The sequence below is a fragment of the Streptomyces sp. HB132 genome (assembly GCF_016909575.1).
In the GTDB taxonomy this organism is placed as follows: Bacteria; Actinomycetota; Actinomycetes; order Streptomycetales; family Streptomycetaceae; genus Streptomyces.
In genome coordinates, this window is record NZ_JAFBGA010000012.1 from 35,210 (window position 1) to 52,581 (window position 17,372).

Below are 17,372 nucleotides of genomic sequence, written 5' to 3' on the forward strand. Positions count from 1 at the left end.
CTGCCAGCAATCACTGGCACTGTTGGGAGACTAGAGCAGCCCCGTACCGATGGGTAGGGGTCGGGGCGAGGAAGTTACCGGCGGTACAACATAGGGTGCGGGTGTGGCTGAAGGACGCGAGCACCGCGAGTACCGCATGGAGGAGCTGGCCAAGGAGGCCGGCATCACCGTGCGCACCCTGCGTTTCTACCGGGAGCGCGGGCTGATCCAGCCACCCCGCCGCGAGGGCCGCATCGCCTGGTACGACGACCACCACCTGGCCCGGCTGCGCACCATCACGGGCCTGCTGGAGCGGGGCCACACCCTCAACGGCATCGCCGATCTCGCCTCGACGTTCGACAGCGGCCGCGATGTCGCCGAGGTGCTGGGCCTGGGCGAACCGACCGAGGAGACCCCGGTCCGGCTCACCCCCGAGCAGCTCGCCGACTACTTCCAGGACCAGGCCACCGCGGAGAACCTCGCCGCCTCGATGGAGTTGGGCTACCTCGGCGTCGACGGCGACGAGATCGTCCACATCAGCCGCCGCCTGCTGGAGGCGTCGTCCGAACTCGTCCGGGCCGGGGTGCCGCTCGACGCCGTACTCTCCTCGGGCCGCCAGGTCCGCGAGCACGCCGACGCCCTCGCCGACCTCTTCGTACGCGTCCTGCGCACCCACACCGCGCACACCGAGCCGGACCAACTGCGCACGCTGGCACAGGCGGTGGTCGACGCGGAGCTCTCCATGGCCCTGGATCGCCGACTGCGCGAGGACAAGGCCTCGGACGAGTCCTAGTCGCATCGGCCCGTCAGGCGGTCACGCCCGCACGAACCCGCGACTCCGCCCCGCTCCGCCGCATGCGGCGTGCAGCTCTCGTACCACCCGGCCCGCCCCCGCTTCCGGGTCGCCCGGCGCCCGGCGTCGTCCCGCCACTCCACGCACGTGCCGGGCCCGCTGCGGCCGCTCCGGGCCCGGGTGCGAGGCGGTGAAGGCGTCGGAGGTGGTGGAGACGGTGTGAAGGCGGCCGCACGGCAGGACGGTTCACCAGCTCCGACGGGCGCGTCAGGTACTGACGCGTGATCGCGCACGGCGTCACCGCAAGGCGGGTGCGCCCGACGATCCAGCGCGTTCACCGAACGGGACGCACGAGCGGCCGGCGCCGGACCGCCGGGGCGGACACCGCCGCCCCGGCGGGCGGGTCCCGGCAGATGCCGTCACTGACGCGGGAGCCCCGTTCGATGCCTCACTGACGCTCATAGGTGACTGTCACCGGCGCGTGGTCGCTCCACCGCTCGCCGTGCGTGGCGGCGCGCTCCACCCAGGCCTTGGCGGCGCGGCCGGCGAGGCCGGAGGTCGCGACCTGGTAGTCGATGCGCCAGCCCGCGTCGTTGTCGAACGCCCGGCCGCGGTAGGACCACCAGGAGTACGGCCCCTCCTCCTCCGGGTGCAGCGCGCGGACCACGTCGACGTACGCCGCCTCGACGAACACCCGGGTCAGCCACTCCCGCTCCTCGGGGAGGAATCCGGAGTTCTTCTTGTTGGCCTTCCAGTTCTTGAGGTCGGCCTCACGGTGGGCGATGTTCCAGTCGCCACACACGACCACCTCGCGCCCCCCGGCGGCCGCCCGCACCTTCAGCCCCTGGAGGTAGGGGAGGAAGGCCGCCATGAAACGCTCCTTCTCCTCCTGCTTCTCCGTGCCGACCTCGCCGGAGGGCAGGTAGAGACTGGCGACCGTCACGCCCGGAAGATCGATCTCGACGTAGCGGCCCGAGGTGTCGAATTCCTCACTCCCCGGAACCTCGAACCCACCGAAACCGATCTGGACCCGCTCCGGCTCGCGCCGCGTATAGACGGCGACCCCCGCGCGCCCCTTGGCCGAGGCCGGGGCGAGGACGACGTGCCAGCCCTCGGGCTCGCGTACCTCTTCGGGGAGCTGCTGCGCTTCGGCGCGGACTTCCTGGAGGCAGACGACGTCGGCCTCGGTCCGCCCCAGCCACTCGACGAAACCCTTTTTGGCGGCGGCGCGGAGCCCGTTCACGTTCACGGTGGTAACAGTCAGCATCCCGGCACACTACCTACATACGGGATCGCATACCTGTACCATCAGTCGCATGAATATCCAGACCCGGCCTTTCGATCACCCGGACGCGCTCAAACTCAACGACCTGGTGCAGCTCGAATACGCCGAGCGCTACGGCGACGGCGGTGACATCACACCGCTCGACGCCACCATGTTCGATCCGCCTCGCGGACTGTACCTGCTCGCCTACGACGAGCAGGACCGCCCCCTGGCCACCGGCGGCTGGCGCAGCCAGGAGCGGAACGACGAGGGGTACTCGGACGGCGACGCCGAGATCAAGCGGATGTTCGTGATCGCCGAGGGCCGCGGCCGGGGCCTCGCGCGGCGCATCCTCGCCGCACTGGAGGCCGACGCCCGCGCGGCGGGCCGTACGCGCATGGTGCTGGAGACCGGCGACCAGCAGCCCGAGGCGATCGCGCTGTACACCTCGAGCGGTTACACCCGCTGCGAGAAGTTCGGCCACTACCGCACGTACGACAGCAGCATCTGCATGGCCAAGCCGCTGGGACAGCCCTCCTAGGGGATCCGCGCCACCCCGACGTAGAACCCACTCCGCTCGTACACCGGCGCGGGCTCCTCCCGATACCACTCGGGCGCCGTGACCAGTCCCGGCTCCACGAGCTCCAGCCCCTCGAAGAACGGCTCGACCTCCTCACGCGTACGCATGCGCAGCGATATCGCACCCTTCCTGTACGCGGACTCGGTCTCCTGCCGCAGCTCCGGGTGCTGATCGGCGGTCCCGTGCGACAACACGAGATAGCTCCCCGAGGGGAGCGCCCCGACCAGCCTGCGGGTGACGCCGTACGGATCCTTCTCGTCGGGCAGGAAGTGCATCAGTGCGATGAGCGACAGCGCGACGGGCCTCCCGAAGTCCAGCATCTCCGCGGCTCGTTCGAGGATCATCTCCGGCTGCAGCACATCGGCGTGGATGTAGTCGGTCGCACCCTCCGGGCTGCTCACCAGGAGGGCTTCGGCATGACGCAGCACGATGGGGTCGTTGTCCGCGTAGACGACCCTGGCCTGCGGGGTGACCGCCTGAACCACCTGATGGAGATTGGGCGCGGTGGGGATGCCGGTGCCGATGTCGAGGAACTGGTCGACACCCTGCCCGGCCAGCCAGGCGGAGGCCCGGTGCATGAACGCCCGGTTCCGCGCCGCGTTCGCCCGCGCCTCGGCGGGCAGCTTCTCCGCGACCTCCTGGTCGACCGGGTAGTTGTCCTTCCCACCGAGCAACCAGTCGTAGACCCGAGCCGGGTGCGGCCTGCTGGTGTCGATACGGGAGTTGGGTATACCGGCTGTCACAGGACGCTCCCCCAAAGGAATCGCGGACGGAGAACCCCGCTTCCGATCGGGTCGCACCTCAACGGCGTTCCCCGGAAGGGCGGGTGGTCGAGATCACTCTAATCGGCGGGCGCCGGCTCCTGCCGTGTCAGGAACGCCACCTGTCGCGGAGGAGCCATGCCATGCGCTCGCCCAGGTGGTGACGCCACAACCACCACGGCAGACGCCGGTGCGGGACGTAGACCCACAGATCGTCGTCGGCCTCGCTGCCCCGGGGGTGCGACCGCAGTAGTCGCAGACAACGACGGTCGACGGTCGAGTGCAGCCGGGCGACATGGGCCAGCGCCACACGGCCCTGATGACGAAGCTCGTCGCCCTCCGACTCCAGCGCCCGGGCCACCCTGGGCAGAACGGCCTCTGCGTCAGGGTGGTTCAGCGCCAGGCCGATCACCGCCACCCCCACGAGCTCTTCGGCCCGGTCGAACGCCGCGTCGACCTCCTCGGGCCGGTCGGTCCCCATCAGAGCCGAGATGCTCCGCCAGTTCATGCCCTGCCCCGACGCGGCACGGCCGATGAGGAACTCGTCCCGCCCGGCGGCCAGCAGACGCAGCCCCTCACCCTCGGGGTCGAGCGCCGAACGCGCCGCCCCGTCGTCCCCCCTCGCCGCCAACTCACCGAGCAGTCCGCCGCGTTCCTCACCTGAGTGCGAACAGGCCCAGCCCAGGGCCAGATACGTCCAGACCCGCCCGGCATCCGCGTCCCCTCCCGAGAGCCGGTGACACAGCGCACCCAGTTCCGGCGAGGACGGCTCCGCCCCGGCGAGCGCGTCGAAGTCGCCCGCTCGCTCCCGCAGGTCGCACCGCCGGAGGAAGGCGAGACGCACGGCGTCCTCCGCGCCCAGCAGGCCGGACACGTACCCCCACCCGACCTCCGCCGGCTCCACCGCCGCGGCGAACCGGACGAACTCGACGGGGACACGGAAGGGCGAGGCAGCGGGTTCGTCGGGCATACCGGCCGACCCTACCCAACGGCTCAACACCAGCCGGACGAATTGAGTGGTCGGCCACTTTGCGACCTCTGATGCGGATCGCCGTACCGGGGTTCCGGAGGCGCTGAGCCGCTGCCCCTGAGCGGGCGCGTTTCGGGGCACGGACCGCCACTCAGCCCAGCGGCCCGACAGGTCGACTTGCCCCAACGGGCCGAAACGACGAGATCCCGGTCAGACGGTGACCGTCTGACCGGGATCTCGTGTGTGCGGTGGACCTGTGGGGATTTGAACCCCAGACCCCCTCGATGCGAACGAGGTGCGCTACCAGACTGCGCCACAGGCCCTTGCAACGAGTGAAACTCTAGCACCCTCAACAGGGTGCTCGGAAATCCGTATCCCGGCAGGTCACCGAGTCGGGTTCACCATCGGCTCACTCGTTGGCCGCGCGCGGCCTGTCCTCGTCGTCGTACTGGTCGAAGAGGGGCGTCCGACCCCGGTCGCGAGTGCGGCGGGGCTGGCCGGGCCTCCGGCGCGGGGGCACGTCGGCATCCGGCACGGGGGCGTCATGGCTGCCCGTCCGGGTGGGATCGGCCGGGCTGGAGCGGGCCGCGCTCCAGGTCTCCGGGTCGCCGACCTCGACCCCGCCCGACGCGCGCGGGGCGACGGGGGCGGTGACGTACGTCGGCAGCGGGACCGGCACCGGCTCCCAGCTGTCGCCCTGGGCCGGTCCGCGTTCCCGCTGCTGGTCGACCCACTCGGCGTGGTCCGTCTGCTCGACGAGGGCGCGGCGGCCCGCCTCCTGCGGCGAGACCGTGGGGGCGGGCGCGGACGCCCCTCCAGGTTCCTCGTCGGGCTCGGCGGGAGCCGAGGACGGGGGCTGGTGCCGGCGCGGGCGGTTCTCGCGAAGCTGCTGTGCGGCGACCTCGGCCCGGCGCCGGTCCATGGTGAAGACGAACCGGCGGCGCTCCTGGCCACGCAGATGCACGATGTACGTGCTCAGCAGCAGGGCCGGAACGGCCGGTGCCCACAGGAAGCGGAGTCCACCCACCGCCGCGACGACCGCGCCGAGCGTGAACGCCATGAAGAGGACCGTGGTGGTACGACGGCGGCGCGCCAGGACCTGCGACCGCCGTCGGCGCTCCCGCTCGGACTCCGCACCGGAAGGGCGCCGGGCGGGCGCGGTGCGGGAGGGCCGGTCGTGCGGGCGCTCCGCCCCCTCCGGCCGGGCGGGCGCCGGGTCGCGCAACCGCGCTTCGGTATGTGCCGGGGGCGCGGAAAACGCCCGGACGTCGACGGACTCCATTCGGTCCGTCTCGACATCCGGGTCCACGTCGCCAGGCGCCTCCTCGGCATCCCGCTCCCGCAGCTCCTTGGCGTAACGGCGCTCCATGGCCGCCCGTCCGGACAGCAGCCGGATGGCGGTGCTGAAGCGTTCCGTCGGACGGGCTTCATTGAGCTCGTCCTGCCTGCGGAGCCACATCGGCACCAAGTAGGCGGCCCAAGCACCGACGATGACTGCGTAGATGAGGCCGCTGCTGCTCACGTTCACACCGTAGAGGGGATTGCACGGCGGCATCCGCCAATTGGCCCGGTGTGTCGCACGATCAGGCTGATATGACGGACTTTTTTTGCGATTGTTCGGGTCAGAGGTCGTCGAAAGTGAGGCTGATTACGCTCAGAGACCGATCAAATTCGAACACTTATTTTATTTCGCCGGGCGTACGCGGTGTCCCCGGCCGCACCCTGCGCCAACGCCGCAGCAGCCCGTCAGGTACTTCCTCCGCGGTGAGGGCGAAGATCAGGTGGTCCCGCCACGCACCGTCAATGTGGAGATAACGTGGACGCAGTCCTTCCGCACGGAATCCGAGTTTCTCCACGACCCTTCGGCTGGGGGCGTTCTCGGGCCGAATGCACACCTCGATCCGGTGCAGTCCGACGTTGCGGAAACAGTGGTCGACGGCGAGTGCCACCGCCGTCGGCATCACGCCCCGGCCGGCCACGCCCCGGTCGACCCAGTAGCCCACGTGGCCCGAGCACATCGAGCCCCAGGTGATGCCGGCCACCGTCAACTGCCCGACGAGGCGCCCCTCGTACTCGATGGCGAAGGGCAGCATCCGGCCGGCGTTCGCCTCGGCCCGCAGGTGGCGGACCATCTGACGGTAGGTGGGGCGCCGGGCCACCGGGCCACCCGGGGCGGGCGGCGGGACGGTCGCCTCCCAGGGGCGCAGCCAGTCACGGTTACGCCGGTTGACCTCGCGCCAGATGCTCTGGTCACGCAGCTTTATCGGGCGGAGGGTGACGGTGCCGTCGGTCAGGATCACCGGCCAGGTCCGGACGTTCAGCTCGAGCTCCCCGGTCGGGGGTGGTCGCCGCCGCGCAACTGGTCGACGGCGTGCACCAGGAGCCTGCTCAGGACCGCGAGTCCGTCGCGCACGCCGCCGGTCGAGCCGGGCAGGTTCACGACGAGGGTACGGTCCGCGATGCCCGCGAGGCCGCGGGAGAGCGCGGCGGTGGGAACCTTGTCGCGGCCCTCCGCGCGGATCGCCTCGGCGATCCCCGGGATCTCACGGTCCAGCACGCGCCGGGTCGCCTCGGGCGTGCGGTCGGTGGGCGAGATGCCCGTACCGCCGGTGGTGACGATCACGTCGTAGCCCGCGGCGGCTCCGGCCCTGAGGGCCGCCTCCACCGGATCACCGTCGGGCACGATCTGCGGGCCCTCGACGGTGAATCCGAGACCCGTGAGTGCCTCGGCGATGAGAGGGCCGCCCTTGTCGGCGTAGACACCCGCGGAAGCACGGTTCGAGGCGGTCACCACGAGGGCCCGGTACACGCCGGTGGTGGGGGAGCTGCCGTGGGCGGTCACGCGTCCGCCCCCTCCGGTGCGGGGCGCCGGTAGTCGCCGGACTTGCCGCCGGATTTCGCCTCGACCCGGACGTCCGTGATCACCGCGCTCTTGTCGACCGCCTTGATCATGTCGATCACCGTGAGCGCGGCGACCGACACTGCGGTCAGGGCCTCCATCTCGACACCCGTACGGTCCGTCGTCTTCACGGTCGCCAGGATCTCCACCGCGTCGTCGGCGACGCTCAGGTCGACCTTCACGCCGGAGACGGCGAGCGGGTGGCACAGCGGGATCAGGTCGGGGGTGCGCTTGGCCCCCATGATCCCGGCGATGCGCGCGGTTGCGAGCGCGTCGCCCTTGGGGACACCCTCGCCCCTGAGGAGTTCGACGACACGCGGAGACACGAGGACCCGGCCGCTGGCCCGGGCGACACGTGCCGTGACGTCCTTCTCCGACACGTCGACCATGCGGGCGGCACCCGTCTCGTCGATGTGCGTCAGCCTGTTCTGCGTACTCAACTCACTCCGCCTAGCGGTAGGGCGCCGGTTGCCCGCCCGTCCCGCGCGCCGAGGCGCGGGCCGAGGGGTCCGGGGGGCTTCCCCCCGGTAAGGCACAGCGCCAGACACCGTACCGCCACCGCGCCGAAGTCAGCGGAGGAGGATCACCTCGGCCTCCGTGCCGGGCTCGGCGGAGGTGACGTCCTCGGGCAGCACGATCAGCGCGTCCGCCTGGGCGAGAGCGGCGATCAGATGCGATCCGGGGCCCCCGACGGGAGTCACGGTGCCCGCCTCCGCGTCGTAGGTCCCGCGCAGGAACTGGCGTTTGCCGGACGGCGAGGTGAGCGGCACGTCGGTGCTGAGGGTGGCCCGCACCTTCGGGCGGTGGACGTCCTGGAGGCCCATCAGCGTGAGGATCGCCGGCCGGACGAACAGCTCGAAGGAGACGTACGAGGAGACCGGGTTGCCGGGCAGTGCCAGCAGCGGTGTGTGGTCGGGGCCGATGGAACCGAAGCCCTGCGGCTTGCCCGGCTGCATGGCGAGCTTGCGGAAGTCGACGCCGCCGCCGGGCTCGTCCGCCTCACCGGCGGAGGACACGGACGTGACCGAGGACAGGGCCTCCTTGACCACGTCGTACGCGCCGACACTCACGCCGCCCGTGGTGACGACGACGTCGGCGCGGATCAGCTGGTCCTCGATCGTGGCCCGCAGCGTCTCCGCGTCGTCGGCGACCGCGGGGACGCGGTAGGCGATGGCGCCCGCGTCACGGGCGGCGGCCGTCAGCGCGAAGCTGTTGGAGTCGTAGATCCGGCCGCCGGTCAGCTCCTCGCCCGGCTGCGCGAGCTCGCTGCCGGTGGAGAGCACCACGACGCGCGGGCGGGGCCGCACCTTCACCGTCGAGCGGCCGATCGCGGCGAGCAGCCCGATCTGCGGCGGACCGACGACGGAACCCGCGCGCAGGGCCAGGTCGCCGGGCCGTACGTCGCTCCCCTCGGCCCGGACATGGGCACCCGCCTTCACGGAGCGGTGGACGCGGACCTCGCCGCTCGCGCCCTCCGGGGCGTCGCTGTGGGCGCGCATGGTGTCGGCCGGGCCACCACCCGTGCCGCCGTCGGTCCACTCGACCGGGACGACGGCCTCGGCACCGGCGGGCAGCGGAGCACCGGTCATGATGCGGGCGGCCTCGCCCGGTCCGACGGACCGGCCGTCGGCCAGGCCCGTGTCGCCCGCCGCGACGTCGCCGATGACGGTGAGCACGGCGGGGAACTCCTCGCTCGCGCCCTCGACATCGGAGATCCGGACGGCGTATCCGTCCATCGAGCTGTTGTCGAAGGGCGGCAGCGCGACCTCCACCACGACGTCCTCGACCAGGACACAGCCCTGGGCGTCGGGCAGTTGCAGCTCGATGGGCTCGAGCGGCTTCACCGCGGCGAGGATGTCGTCAAGGTGCTCGTCCACCGACCAGATCGTGCTGCTCAAGCTGCTACAACTCCTCGGTGACGTAACTGCGCAGCCAGGTCCGGAAGTCCGGGCCCAGGTCCTCACGTTCGCACGCGAGTCTGACAATGGCACGCAGATAGTCGCCCCGGTCACCGGTGTCGTAGCGGCGTCCCTTGAAGACGACCCCGTGCACGGGGCCGCCGATCTTCTCGTCCTCGGCAAGCAGTTGGAGCGCGTCGGTGAGCTGGATCTCGCCGCCGCGGCCCGGCTCGGTGTGGCGCAGTATGCCGAAGATCGCGGGGTCCAGCACATAGCGGCCGATCACGGCGAGGTTGCTGGGGGCATCGGCCCTGTCGGGCTTCTCCACCAGACCCGTGACCCGCACGACGTCGCCGTCGGCGGTGGGCTCGGTGGCCGCGCATCCGTACATGTGGATCTGCGCGGGATCGACCTCCATCAGCGCGACGACGCTGCCGCCCTCGCGCTCCTGGATCTCGACCATCCGGGCGAGGAGGGGGTCGCGCGGGTCGATGAGGTCGTCGCCGAGAAGGACGGCGAACGGCTGGTCGCCGACGTGCGGCGCGGCGCAGAGGACGGCGTGGCCGAGGCCGCGCGGGTCGCCCTGGCGTACGTAGTGCATGGTGGCCAGGTCGCTGGACTCCTGCACCCGCAGGAGCCGTTCGGCGTCCCCCTTGCGAGTCAGCGCGGACTCGAGCTCGTAGTTCCGGTCGAAGTGGTCCTCGAGGGGACGCTTGTTCCGGCCGGTGATCATCAGTACGTCGGAGAGGCCGGCTCCGACGGCTTCCTCGACGACATACTGGATGGCGGGCTTGTCGACGACAGGCAGCATCTCTTTGGGAGTGGCCTTGGTGGCCGGCAGGAATCGGGTGCCGAGACCTGCAGCTGGGATGACAGCTTTGCTGATCCTGGGGTGCGACTGAGTCATGCGCAGCACTCTAACCGGTGCGAATGGGCGGAAGATGAGCGTCCGGTTAACTTCCTTCTCATACATCCACATAAACGAACTATGTGAGCACCCGTTGAACCATGACATGTCCGAAAAAGCGATACTGCGCGGCGCGCTTCTCGCCGCACGACGACTTCTCACCCCGGAGGACGTCAGGAAGACCGCCGCGGTTCTCGCCTCGGCCGCCTCGGCCGTTCCCGAGCTGGCCGGCGCCCGGACCGTGGCGGCCTACGTGTCCGTGGGCCGCGAACCGGGGACCCATGCCCTCCTGGACACCCTGCGCGCACGGGGCGTACGGGTGCTGCTGCCGGTGCTCATGGCGGACAACGACCTGGACTGGGCCGTGTTCGAGGGGGCAGAGCATCTCGTACCCGCGGGACGCGGTCTGCTGGAGCCCCACGGCGTGCGCCTCGGGCCGCGGGCGGTGCTGGACGCCGACGTGGTCCTGCTGCCGGGGCTGGCCGTGGACGAGCGCGGGATGCGGCTGGGGCGTGGTGGTGGCAGCTACGACCGGGTGCTGGCCCGTCTCGCCTCCGCAGGGGCGCACCCCGCCCTGGTGGTCCTGCTGTACGACGACGAGGTGGTCGCGCGGGTTCCCGAGGAACCGCACGACCACCCCGTGGATGCCGTGGTCACGCCCGCCGGAGCGCGGCGCTTCCGCCCAGGGACGACGCCTAGGGTTTCCTGAGCGTCAGGGAGTCGACCGTGGACTCCTTCACCGCGTCCGGCCCGAAGGACCAGTCGAGCAGTTCGCCCTCGACCCACTTGTCGGTCTGATCGGTGTAGTGCGCGCTGAACGCGTGCCCGGAGGAGCCGGTGAGGTTGATCCAGCGGGACTTGTCCCAGTCGCCCACGTTGACGACCATCCGCATCGACGGGACCCAGATGACCTCGTAGCCGCCCGCCGCGTTCCAGCCGGTGGCGTTGACCGCCGCCTCGCCGCCGCCGAGGTCCCACGGACCGCGGTTGAGGGCCCGCTGCAGCAGGCCGGGGCCTTCGGTGCCGAGCGTCTGGTTGCGCAGGGTCAGCTGGTGCAGCCGGCCCCAGTTCCAGGTGCTCATGTCCTTGCCGAGCTTGGCCGTCAGCTCCCAGCGCGCGTCCTTCATGGCGCGGGCGAAGAGTTCGTCGCGGCTGTCGATGGCGGCTTCGCGCCCCTTGGCGGGGACCTTCCACCACTCGTTGTCCTGGTCGTCCAGAATGCTCTCGACGACCTCGTACCAGCGGTCGCCGCCGTCCGGTTGCGCCGCTTCCGGGGCACGTCGGCCGCATTCGCGTACGAGCTTGTCCTGCTCGTCGACCGGCCCGGTGCCGGTGACGGGCTCCACGTAGATGCAGTCGCCCTTGGCCCGCATCTCCTTGGGGAGCTTGTCGCCGAAGGCCAGTATGAGGATGTTGCGCCAGACGCCGTTGAAGTAGGCGGCGGCGGCCGAGTCGGACTCCTGGGTGTAGTCCCAGCCCTCCAGCAGCTTCTGCGCCTCACGCACGGACTCGTCGGAGATGCCGACCTTCTTGAGCTCCGGCACCAGCTTCGCGGCGATCGCGCTCTGGTTGTCCATCTGCATCGTCTGCATGTCGTCGGTCGAGATCTTCTCGCCGCCGTCGATCTTCTTCTGGATCAGGTCGTTGATCCGCTGGCTGCGGGTGCCGTAACCCCAGTCCTGGGTGAGCATGTGCTCGTAGTCGTCACCGATGACGGCCTGGTTGGCGGTGACGATGTAACCGCGGTCCGGGTTGTACTCGTACGGCAGTTCGTCGAACGGGATGGGGTCCTTCTCCCAGCCGTACTCGGCGGACCAGCCCGGACTCGGCGTCGTGCCGTCGCCCTTGAGGCGGACCGGGATCTTGCCGGGTGCCTGGTAGCCGATGTTGCCCTTGGTGTCCGCGTAGATGAGGTTCTGCGACGGCACCTCGAAGTGCGAGGCCGCCTTGCGGAAGCTCGTGAAGTCCTTCGCGCGGTTGAGCTCGAACACCGCGTCCATGGACTTGCCGGGGTCCAGCGCCGTCCACTTCAGGGAGACCGCGTAGCCGTCGCCGCGGTCGGGCGCGTTGGTGGTGACCGGTGCCTTCTTGCCGACCTTCGCGAGCTCACCGCTGCGGTCGGAGACCAGCGGACCGTTGTTGGTCTCGCGGACGGTGATCTTCCGGCTCCGGCCGCCCGCGACCTTGATGGTCTCCTCGCGGGTGACGAAGGGTTCGGTCCTGCCCTCGAACTGGTAGCCGTCGGCGGAGACCTTCTCCAGGAAGAGGTCGGTGACGTCGGCTCCGAGATTCGTGAAGCCCCAGGCGACGTCCTGGTTGTGGCCGATGATCACACCGGGCATACCGGAGAACGTGTAGCCGGCCGTGTCGTACCGGCACGACTCCGAGAGCTGACGGCAGTGCAGCCCCATCTGGTACCAGAGCGAGGGCAGCTGCGGCGCCAGGTGCGGGTCGTTGGCGAGCAGCGGTTTCCCGGTCGTCGTGTACGCGCCGGAGACGACCCAGGAGTTGGATCCGATGCCGTTGCCGTTGGGGCCGAGCAGCGCCGGGATCTCGTCCAGGGTGTCGGAGAGCGCGGAGAGCTGGGTGTTCAGGCCCTCGGTCGCACCCTCGGCGGTCTGGGACCCGATGCCGTCCGACGGCTCGGCGGCGGGGTCGAACTTCCCGGTGACCGGGGAGATCCCGCCCTGCTCGACGATCGGCTTGTTCTTCCCGTACGGGTAGTCCGGGTAGAGCTCCGCGATCTGCTTCTTGCTGAGCCTGCTGGTCATCAGCGAGCGGTCGATCTCGTCCTGCATGTTCCCGCGCAGGTCCCAGGCCATCGCCTTCAGCCAGGCGACCGAGTCGACCGGGGTCCACTCGGTGGGCTTGTAGTCGTTGGTCAGGCCGAGCGCCGCGTACTCGACGGAGAGGTCCTTGCCGTCCTTGCCGTCCAGATACGCGTTCACCCCCTCCGCGTACGCCTGGAGGTTCTTCTTGGTGTCCTCGTCCAGGACGGTGTCGTACTCCTCCTGGGCGACCTTGCGCCAGCCCAGCGTGCGCAGGAACGAGTCGGTCTCGACCTGGCCGGCTCCGAACATCTCGGAGAGGCGTCCGGACGTCATGTGACGGCGTACGTCCATCTCCCAGAAGCGGTCCTGGGCCTGGACGTACCCCTGGGCGCGGAAGAGGTCGCTGTCGGTGTCGGCGTAGATCTGCGGGATCCCGTAGTCGTCACGTTCGACGTCGACGTCGCCCGAAAGGCCCTTGAGGTCTATGGAGCCGGTGGTCTGCGGGTGCGAGGCCCGGACCGTGGAGACGGACCAGTACGCGCCGTATCCGACACCCGCGACAAGCGCCAGCACCAGGACGATCACGAACAGGCGGGCGCGTCGCCCCTTCTTCCTGCCGGTCTTCTTCGCATCGGAAGACCCGGAAGGGGCGGTTGTGTTGGCGGGCATCGCTGTCCTTCGAGGGGCAGGGTGGTCCTGGGCGTGCTGGAGCAACCATAGGCGCCCCGCCGAAGCCACTCGGACGCGGTATGGGGATGCATCCATTTGCGCACCGGTTCGCACGAACACTCGAAGGCGTCAAGAAAACGTTAAAGATTAGGTAAGGTAACGAAGTACCGGCCGCCGGAGCACGATCCGGAAGGCGCACGCAGGGAAGGAACGGACCCTGACTGTCCACGCGCTCAACGAACTTCTGCTCGTCTGCTCACTCGTCCTGCTGGTCGCCGTGGCGGCCGTACGCATTTCGTCCCGCAGCGGGCTCCCCAGCCTGCTCCTGTACCTCGGCATCGGGATCGCCATGGGTCAGGACGGCATCTTCGACGTCAAGTTCGACAACGCCGAGCTGACCCAGGTGATCGGCTACGCCGCACTGGTCGTCATCCTGGCCGAGGGCGGTCTGGGCACGAAGTGGAAAGAAGTGAAACCCGCCCTGCCGGCGGCGGCCGTCCTGTCGACCGTCGGTGTGGGCATCAGCGTGGGCGTCACCGCGAGCGCGGCGCACTACCTCGTCGGCCTCGACTGGCGGCAGGCCCTGATCATCGGCGCCGTCGTCTCCTCCACCGACGCCGCGGCCGTCTTCTCCGTCCTGCGCAAAGTCCCCCTCCCCTCCCGGATCACCGGCGTCCTGGAGGCCGAGTCCGGCTTCAACGACGCCCCCGTGGTCATCCTGGTGGTGGCGTTCTCCGCCGTCGGCCCGGTGGAGCACTGGTACGTGCTCGTCGGCGAGATAGCCCTGGAACTGGCCATCGGTGCGGCGATCGGCCTCGCGGTGGGCTGGCTCGGCGCCTTCGGGATCCGCCATGTGGCACTGCCCGCTTCCGGGCTCTACCCGATCGCCGTGATGGCCATCGCGGTCTCCGCCTACGCCGCCGGCGCCATGGCCCACGGCAGTGGATTCCTGGCCGTCTACCTGGCCGCGATGGTCCTCGGCAACTCCAAGCTGCCGCACTGGCCCGCCACCCGGGGCTTCGCCGACGGGCTCGGCTGGCTGGCGCAGATCGGCATGTTCGTGCTGCTCGGGCTGCTGGTCACCCCGCACGACCTCGTCGACGACTTCTGGCCCGCCGTGGTCGTGGGACTGGTCCTCACCGCCGTGGCCCGGCCGTTGTCGGTCTTCATCAGCCTCGCGCCGTTCCGCCTTCCCAAACGGGAGAAGGCCCTGATGTCCTGGGCCGGGCTGCGCGGCGCCGTCCCCATCATCCTGGCGACCATTCCGATGGTGTCCGGGATCGAGGGCAGCACCCGCGTCTTCAACATCGTCTTCGTGCTCGTCATCGTCTACACGCTGATCCAGGGTCCGACACTGCCCTGGCTCGCGAAGGCCCTGAAGATCTCCGACGACCCGTCCGAGACCGCGGACCTCGGCATCGAGTCGGCACCCCTGGAGCGACTGCGCGGCCATCTGCTGTCCGTCGAGGTGCCCGGCAGGTCCAAGATGCACGGCGTGGAGGTGGCCGAACTCCGACTGCCCGCCGGTGCGGCGGTCACCCTTGTCGTGCGGGACGGGAAGAGTTTCGTCCCCGCGCCCTCGACCGTGCTGCGCCGCGGGGACGAACTGCTGGTCGTCGCCACCGATCCGGTACGCGACGCCACGGAGGCACGGCTGCGCGCGGTCGGCGAGGGCGGCAAGCTGGCCGGCTGGCTGGGCACCGGTGGTGCGGGCAGGCAGGACAGCGGCTCGGCCGACGTGCCGCACCTGGCGAAGCTGGCCAGAAGGCTCGGCCGGGGCGGCGGCGACCGTACGCAGGACAGGGCGGGCGGCCCGCGCGCACATCACTGACCTGCGGCGGCGGCGCGGAGAGCACAGGTGCCGTGCGCAGTCGCAGGTGTGCGGGGGCGGGGGCCTGTAGGATGAAGGACCGGATCTCATGATCCATATGATTCGAACCTGATCGACCAACTCTGCCTGACGCAGAGCTGGCGCGACCGTATGGCGGTCGTGGCGCCTTCGCCTCTGGAGCGAGCGCCCGGCATCTACCGCAGTTCCGCGCGAAGAGGACAGCTCTCGGCAGCTCCCGCACGCTCCCCGCACCCCGGTGCGGGCCGCTCCGGGGGCACGGCCACCAGGCGGCAGAAAGGCATGGCCGTGGCGTCCACGGTCTCCGACCGCCCCGGTTACGGGCAGTTGCTGCGCACCCCGGGTGCGTGGACCTTCCTCCTCCCGGGCTTCGCGGCCCGTCAGCCCTTCGCGATGCTGACCATCGGCATCGTGCTCCTGGTGCAGCACACCACCGGCTCGTACGGCAGTGCGGGTGCCGTGGCCGCCGTCTCCGGCGTCTCCATGGCGCTGTTCGCACCGCAGAGCGGCAGGCTCGCCGACCTGTTCGGCCAGCGCGCCGTGCTGCTGCCCGGCGTCCTGGTGCACACGGCTTCCGTCGGCGCCCTCACGGCGCTCGCCCTGGCGGACGCGCCCCTGTGGGCGCTGTTCCTCGCGGCGGTACCGACGGGGGCCTCCATTCCGCAGATCGGGCCGATGGTGCGAGCCCGCTGGGCCGCACGGCTCGGCGCCGCCCCGGGGCGCCCGGCCTCCCCGCTGATGGACACGGCTGCCGCCTTCGAGTCCGTGACGGACGAGTTCACCTTCGTGATCGGCCCCGTACTCGCGACGGCGCTCTGCACCGGGGTGCACCCGGCGGCCGGTCTGGTCGCCGAGGCGGCGCTGACGCTGCTGGGCGGAGTCCTGTTCGCCGCCCAGCGCTCCACCCAGCCCGCCCCACGCGGGGCCGCCACGGCGGAGGAGCCGCACCGCTCGGCACTCTCCGTGTCCGGGGTGCGGGTCCTCGCGGTGACCTTCCTGGGCATCGGCGCCGTCTTCGGCGGTATGCAGGTCTCCTTGACGGCGTTCGCCGAGGAGATCGGCCGGCCCGGCGTGAACGGGCTGCTCTACGGGGTCTTCGCGGCCGGCAACATGCTCGCCGGTATCGCCTGCGGCGCCATCGCCTGGAAGAGCGGCCCGCGCCGCCGGCTGCTCGTCGGCTACGTGGCCCTGACACTGACCGCGTCCGGACTCTGGGCCGTGCACTCCGTACCGCTGCTGGCAGGACTCGGACTCCTGGTGGGCCTGTGCATCGCCCCCGTACTGATCAGCGGCTACACCCTGGTCGACACCCTGGTGCCCCCGTCCGCCAGGACCGAGGCTTTCACCTGGCTGACAGGGGCCGTGGCACTGGGGCAGGCGGCGGCCGTCACAGTGGCCGGACAGCTCGCGGACGCCCGTGGCGCGAGCACCGGTTTCCTGGTCCCGCTGGCCGGTACGGCACTGGCGCTGGCGACCCTCCTGACCCTGCGGTCCCGGCTGACACCACGGGCCGCGGGAAGGACCGTGGCACGTGGGATCGGTCACCGAGAGCCGGTCACGGTGGACTGAACGCTCGGAATAGGTCAGTATGGAGCGTCGTTAGCACTCATTGAGTGAGAGTGCCAGGAGGAGCAAGTGCCGACCTATCAGTACCAGTGCACCGAATGCGGCGAGGGCCTCGAAGCGGTGCAGAAGTTCACCGATGATGCCCTGACCGTGTGCCCGAACTGCGAGGGACGCCTCAAGAAGGTGTTCTCGGCCGTCGGCATCGTCTTCAAGGGATCCGGTTTTTACCGGAACGACAGCCGCGGCTCCTCGTCGAGCAGCACGCCGGCCACGTCGTCGTCCGGCAAGGCGTCGGACTCGTCCACCGGGTCGTCACCGGCGAAGGCGGACACGAAGACCGACGCGAAGCCGGCCGCTTCGTCCTCGGCCTCGTCCTCGGCTTCCTCCACGTCGTCGAGCGGTACGTCGGCGGCCTGAGGCCGGGCGCACACCACACGTTCGACAGGGACCCCGCTGATCCACTCGG

General features: G+C 70.4%; 16 protein-coding genes and 1 tRNA gene. 6 read left to right on the top strand and 11 right to left on the bottom strand.

Annotated features, from left to right (window positions below):
• The first annotated feature begins 136 nt into the window (after positions 1–136).
• Positions 137–772: a MerR family transcriptional regulator gene (locus JOC24_RS24015; RefSeq protein WP_205022599.1), complete on the top strand. Its 636-nt coding sequence runs from the start codon at positions 137–139 to the stop codon at positions 770–772.
• A 448-nt stretch (positions 773–1,220) separates the two neighbouring features.
• Here the strand turns inward: JOC24_RS24015 and JOC24_RS24020 are convergent, their stop codons facing one another.
• Entirely contained in the window at positions 1,221–2,039 is an 819-nt protein-coding gene (locus tag JOC24_RS24020; RefSeq protein WP_205022461.1) for an exodeoxyribonuclease III, read from the bottom strand.
• 49 nt (positions 2,040–2,088) lie between these two features.
• Here JOC24_RS24020 and JOC24_RS24025 point away from each other — a divergent pair, with 49 nt between their 5' ends.
• A complete protein-coding gene (locus tag JOC24_RS24025) occupies positions 2,089–2,577 on the top strand; it encodes a GNAT family N-acetyltransferase (RefSeq protein ID WP_205022462.1) in 489 nt (162 codons plus the stop codon).
• Here JOC24_RS24025 and JOC24_RS24030 read toward each other — a convergent pair.
• From JOC24_RS24030 to galU, 9 genes are all read right to left on the bottom strand, one after another.
• Positions 2,574–3,359, bottom strand: a complete 786-nt coding sequence (locus tag JOC24_RS24030; RefSeq protein ID WP_205022463.1) for an SAM-dependent methyltransferase — start codon at positions 3,357–3,359, stop codon at positions 2,574–2,576. The genes JOC24_RS24025 and JOC24_RS24030 overlap by 4 nt on opposite strands.
• Positions 3,360–3,486: 127 nt before the next feature.
• Complete coding sequence (locus JOC24_RS24035; protein WP_205022464.1) at positions 3,487–4,347, bottom strand: hypothetical protein; 861 nt, start codon at positions 4,345–4,347, stop codon at positions 3,487–3,489.
• A 249-nt stretch (positions 4,348–4,596) separates the two neighbouring features.
• Positions 4,597–4,670, bottom strand: a tRNA-Ala gene (locus JOC24_RS24040).
• A gap of 86 nt (positions 4,671–4,756) precedes the next feature.
• Positions 4,757–5,902, bottom strand: a complete 1,146-nt coding sequence (gene glpR / locus JOC24_RS24045) for a divisome protein SepX/GlpR (RefSeq protein ID WP_205022465.1) — start codon at positions 5,900–5,902, stop codon at positions 4,757–4,759.
• A 124-nt stretch (positions 5,903–6,026) separates the two neighbouring features.
• A complete protein-coding gene (locus JOC24_RS24050) occupies positions 6,027–6,647 on the bottom strand; it encodes a GNAT family N-acetyltransferase (RefSeq protein ID WP_205022466.1) in 621 nt (206 codons plus the stop codon).
• Positions 6,648–6,664: 17 nt separating this feature from the next.
• The gene (locus JOC24_RS24055) at positions 6,665–7,189 is read right to left on the bottom strand and encodes a MogA/MoaB family molybdenum cofactor biosynthesis protein (protein WP_205022467.1); all 525 of its coding nucleotides are present in this window, start codon (positions 7,187–7,189) and stop codon (positions 6,665–6,667) included.
• Positions 7,186–7,686, bottom strand: a complete 501-nt coding sequence (gene moaC, locus JOC24_RS24060; protein WP_205022468.1) for a cyclic pyranopterin monophosphate synthase MoaC — start codon at positions 7,684–7,686, stop codon at positions 7,186–7,188. The genes JOC24_RS24055 and moaC overlap by 4 nt, the downstream gene beginning before the upstream one ends.
• 129 nt (positions 7,687–7,815) lie before the next feature.
• Positions 7,816–9,144, bottom strand: coding sequence for a molybdotransferase-like divisome protein Glp (glp, locus tag JOC24_RS24065; RefSeq protein ID WP_205022469.1), 1,329 nt, complete (start codon positions 9,142–9,144; stop codon positions 7,816–7,818).
• Between the two features lie 4 nt (positions 9,145–9,148).
• On the bottom strand, positions 9,149–10,051 hold the full coding sequence (gene galU, locus JOC24_RS24070; RefSeq protein WP_205022470.1) for a UTP--glucose-1-phosphate uridylyltransferase GalU: 903 nt from the start codon (positions 10,049–10,051) through the stop codon (positions 9,149–9,151).
• A gap of 106 nt (positions 10,052–10,157) precedes the next feature.
• On the opposite strand from galU, the gene JOC24_RS24075 reads away from it, so the two are divergent.
• Complete coding sequence (locus JOC24_RS24075) at positions 10,158–10,760, top strand: 5-formyltetrahydrofolate cyclo-ligase (protein ID WP_205022471.1); 603 nt, start codon at positions 10,158–10,160, stop codon at positions 10,758–10,760.
• On the opposite strand, the gene JOC24_RS24080 is transcribed toward JOC24_RS24075, so the two are convergent.
• Entirely contained in the window at positions 10,747–13,491 is a 2,745-nt protein-coding gene (locus JOC24_RS24080; RefSeq protein ID WP_205022472.1) for a penicillin acylase family protein, read from the bottom strand. The two genes, JOC24_RS24075 and JOC24_RS24080, sit on opposite strands and share 14 nt — an antisense overlap.
• 277 nt (positions 13,492–13,768) lie before the next feature.
• Between JOC24_RS24080 and JOC24_RS24085 the strand changes: the two genes are divergently transcribed.
• The 3 genes from JOC24_RS24085 (at position 13,769) to JOC24_RS24095 (ending at position 17,323) form a co-directional block, all read left to right on the top strand.
• Positions 13,769–15,322: a potassium/proton antiporter gene (locus tag JOC24_RS24085; RefSeq protein ID WP_307792752.1), complete on the top strand. Its 1,554-nt coding sequence runs from the start codon at positions 13,769–13,771 to the stop codon at positions 15,320–15,322.
• 306 nt (positions 15,323–15,628) lie between these two features.
• Positions 15,629–16,909 (top strand): MFS transporter, encoded by a 1,281-nt coding sequence (locus tag JOC24_RS24090; RefSeq protein ID WP_205022601.1) that lies wholly within the window; start codon positions 15,629–15,631, stop codon positions 16,907–16,909.
• Positions 16,910–16,975: 66 nt separating this feature from the next.
• Positions 16,976–17,323, top strand: coding sequence for an FmdB family zinc ribbon protein (locus JOC24_RS24095; RefSeq protein WP_205022473.1), 348 nt, complete (start codon positions 16,976–16,978; stop codon positions 17,321–17,323).
• Positions 17,324–17,372 lie beyond the last annotated feature (49 nt).